Source organism: Clostridium sp. (assembly GCF_051650885.1).
GTDB lineage: Bacteria > Bacillota > Clostridia > Clostridiales > Clostridiaceae > Clostridium.
The window spans coordinates 1-4,098 of record NZ_JBOFRG010000118.1 but is presented as its reverse complement, the minus strand read 5'-3'; the positions used below and the strand labels follow the sequence as shown (position 1 = coordinate 4,098).

The 4,098-nt window shown below is 32.2% G+C and carries 3 protein-coding genes; all 3 read left to right on the top strand.

The features are described 5' to 3' along the window. A partial coding sequence (locus ACRC28_RS05850; protein WP_438542511.1) for a cytochrome c oxidase subunit 3 occupies positions 1-758 on the top strand: 758 nt, incomplete at its 5' end. A 1,417-nt stretch (positions 759-2,175) separates the two neighbouring features. Then, on the top strand, positions 2,176-3,264 hold the full coding sequence (locus ACRC28_RS05845; RefSeq protein WP_438542510.1) for a cytochrome b N-terminal domain-containing protein: 1,089 nt from the start codon (positions 2,176-2,178) through the stop codon (positions 3,262-3,264). Positions 3,265-3,343: 79 nt separating this feature from the next. Beyond that, positions 3,344-4,098 (top strand): cbb3-type cytochrome c oxidase subunit I (locus ACRC28_RS05840; RefSeq protein WP_438542512.1); only part of this gene is annotated, 755 nt, incomplete at its 3' end.

Here is a 4,098-nt window from a genome sequence, read left to right as displayed (position 1 = left end):
ACTTTGTATCAACATGTCATTACTTAAGAGTGTTTACTAAATTATCCTTCTTATATGCAACTACTTTAAGATTCTTCACTGTTGGATTCTTATATTCTCCTTTCCTAATAACTGTATTCCTATTATTTAATTTAACTTTCAAGGAAGCAGGTAGTACATCATCTTCTATGGTTTCTACTGTTTGTATTGGTATAATCTTATCAGAACTATTACTATTTCTTGCTTTCTTTTGGGGAGCTTATACAAATATTTTAAGTCCTAGTTATATTACAGATTCAGCATTAAATTCTACAACAGAAGGTATGGTAAGTATATCTAGTAGAAGTTTAATTGTAACTATTACTTTCTTACTGGCAACTGCTAGTGTTATTATGGGTTATGGATTACTAGCTTCAGAGAAGAGTATTACATTAAATATTCAAAGAGGTACTACTATTTTAATCTTAGTAGCCTTAACATTTACTAGTATTCAAGTTTGTGAGTACTTAGGATTAACTGTTAGTATTAATGATTGTGCATTAGGTACATATCTATTTACTTTAACTGGATTACATTTCTTACACGTATTAGTAGGTGCTATATTACTAGGATTTAGCTTCTGGAGAGGTAGTTTACAATATAATACAACAAACCAAATCAATACTTACAATGGAAGTAGTATTATGGTATTACCTCTATTAGAGTCATACACATTACTTTACTGGCATTTCGTAGAGGCAATTTGGTTATTAATCCACTCTACTTTTTATACTCTTTAAGAGATCTCGTAAACATGCGAACTCACTTGAACTTCATTTTAAAAACCCTTCAAATTGACTATGCTGACTTTAGTAATGGAAAAACAATAGTTTCAGCTAACCATGGTAATAAGATTCGAAATTATCGGTCAATTAAAAAACTGTGATGTAATAGAGCATAGGATACTGCTATGTCTCCTTAACTGGATTATGCAAAAAATAAATGAATTCTACCATTACATCAATAAAAAAATGTATGCTTGGAAGCTGTTTTCATACTAAAATATATATTAGTTTTTATATAATGTTTTTTGCCTGTCAAGTTCCTTTAATGTAGTTATCTCACAGCTTATTATGGTCCAGATAAGTGATTTCATGTATGGTTAAATTGTTTTTATATTACTATTTAAAATAAGCAACTCTTATTCTGTATATTTTTTACACCAGGCATGCAATACCAAAAATATTTTATATTTTTAATCATTAAAAAATGAGGCGCATCTATACTTGCCTTAAACACACCGCTCGTCACGCGATAAAAAATAATGAATATAGGTAGAGCGTGGAATAGTTCCCGTGAGGATAGAGATGAAATAGATTTTCTTGAAAGAGATAACTCAACATGATATAAAAAATGGGTAAACGGCGGCTGTAATTTGACGGTCCTAAGGTAGCAAAATTCCTTGTCGGGTAAATTCCGTCCTGCATGAATGGTGTAACGACTTTCCTAATGTCTCTAATGTAAGACTCTTTAAAATAGAAAACTCCTTGAATATGAGGAACACTATGGCCCGACGGAAAGACCCTGAGCACCTTTACTTCTCTTGTAAAAATTATGTGTGGAGAGAATCTTCTTTGTAACTCAACATATGGAAATCGTGAGAGAAACCACTAGTTGTCTTTATGAATCGTGGAAATAAAAAATTCTTTGCCTGGAGGTTGTAACGGTCCGTACAGTAGCAAGTAAGAGGATTGTTAGAGGGAAGAGACTAGCGGTGGAGCACAAAGTTTCATACGAAAGTACACGCTAAACCTTACCATGCATAAAATATATATATACTTATAATAATAATTTTTATTCTTGGCGTTTAGAGCATCTTCATAGAGGCAGTTTCTCTCCGAAACACAAATATAACTTACTAATAAGTCATATTTGAATACTACCATAGCATCCATCTACAGCTGCGGAAACTGTTTTTTTATATATTTTAAATATAACAAATAAGTACACCTAGCCTACACGATCCAATTGCTTGGGTTATAAATTTGTGCTACAAAAACAGGCTTGATGGTTAATATGTAAGATACAAGAGACAAAGTCCCAGCAGTAGCGGTCATACTATTGAAGAGCCGAGTGTTATCCATCCATACCAGGCGTAAAAAGCGTTCGTTCTGAAGAGAAACAGATGCCAGGCCAACTGAACTTGATAAAAAATTTATGTTCATAATGTCTCAAGTTAGATCTCATTTACAATCTTATCCATGTCCTACTAATCTAAACTTCTTATGGAACTTCGGATTCCTAGCAGGTATTTCTTTTGTTGTACAAATAGTAACAGGATTACTATTAGCTAGTAGATATACTAGTGAAATTTCTCATGCTTTCGCAAGCGTTCAACATATAATGAGAGAAGTCTCATTCGGTTGGGAATTTAGATTCCTACATGCTACTGGAGCATCTTGTGTATTTATATGTCTTTTCATGCATATTCTTAGAGCTTTAGTTACTAGTAGTTATACTTATCTAAGCTTAACTTGGATAACAGGTTTAATCATTTATTTTATTTCTATTGGAACAGGTTTCTTAGGTTATGTATTACCTTGGGGTCAAATGAGCTTCTGGGGAGCTACTGTTATTTGTAATCTATTATCTCCTATTCCATATCTTGTAACTTGGTTACTAGGTGGATTCTATGTAGATCATCCAACATTAAAGAGATTCTTTGTACTACACTTTATATTACCGTTTGTAGGTCTTATTTTAGCTATTGTACATATTTTCTATCTACATCTAAATGGTTCTAGTAATGCATTAGGTGCAGATACTGCTTTAAAGATACCATTCTACCCTCATATGTTAAGTACAGATGTAAAGGGATATAACTATCTAATCTTATTCTTATTAGCACAATCTTTCTTTGGTCTAATGGAATTATCACATCCAGATAATAGTATTCCTGTAAACAGATTTGTAACTCCATTACAAATTGTTCCAGAATGGTATTTCTTAGCATATTACGCTATTCTAAAGGTAATTCCAAGCAAGACTGGTGGGTTACTATTATTTGTAGGTAGTGTTCTATTACTATTATTACTAAGTGAGATTCGTTCACTAAGTAGTATTATACAATTACGTCAACAATTCTCTTCTAGAAATTGTGCAACTTCATGGACTGTAGTATATATTTATTCATTTATTTGTTTAGTAGTTGTAGGAGCTCAACTACCACAAGAAGTATTTATCTCATATGGTAGATTCTTTACACTAATCTATCTTTTAAGTACATTTAGTTTATTCAGAATCTAAGTATTTTACAAATAAAAACTTTCAACAATTACAACTTAATGCTAGTTTATTAACTGCAGCAAATCACAAGGAGTTAGGTATTTACTACTTATGGGTTGCTTTCTTATCTGCTATTGTAGGAACACTGTTATCACTATTCTTAAGAGTAGAATTAGCTTCTTCTGGATTACGTATTATTGCATTAGAGAATCAAAATTTCTATAATTTAACTTTTACACTGCATGGTGCTATTATGATTTTCTTTGTAGTTATGCCTGGTTTATATGGAGGTTATGGTAACTATTTCTTACCTATTTATCTAGGAGCTTCCGAGGTAGCTTTCCCTAGAGTAAACTGTATCTCATTATTATTAGTTCCAATTGCTGGTATTCTATGTTCAACATCATTAATTTCAGAGTTTGGTTCTGGTATTGGTTGGACATTATATCCTCCATTAAGTACTTCACTTATGTCTTTATCCCCTACCTCAGTAGATTTGATTGTATTCGGACTAGCTTTTGCTGGTATTTCTAGTTTACTGTCTTCTATTAATTTCCTAAGTACAATAGCTGTATTAGGTGTAACTAACGGTTCAAAGCCTTGGTGTCTATTTACTTGGGCTATTGCATTTACTGCAATCATGTTAGTTGGTACATTACCAATATTAACTGGTGGTCTGTTAATGTTAGTTCTAGATTTACATTTAAATACACAATTCTACGATGCATCATTTAATGGAGATCCTGTATTATTCCAACATCTATTCTGGTTCTTTGGACATCCTGAGGTTTACATTATTATTCTACCAGCTTTTGGTGTAGTGTCACAAGTATTATCAACTACAGCTGGTAAGGC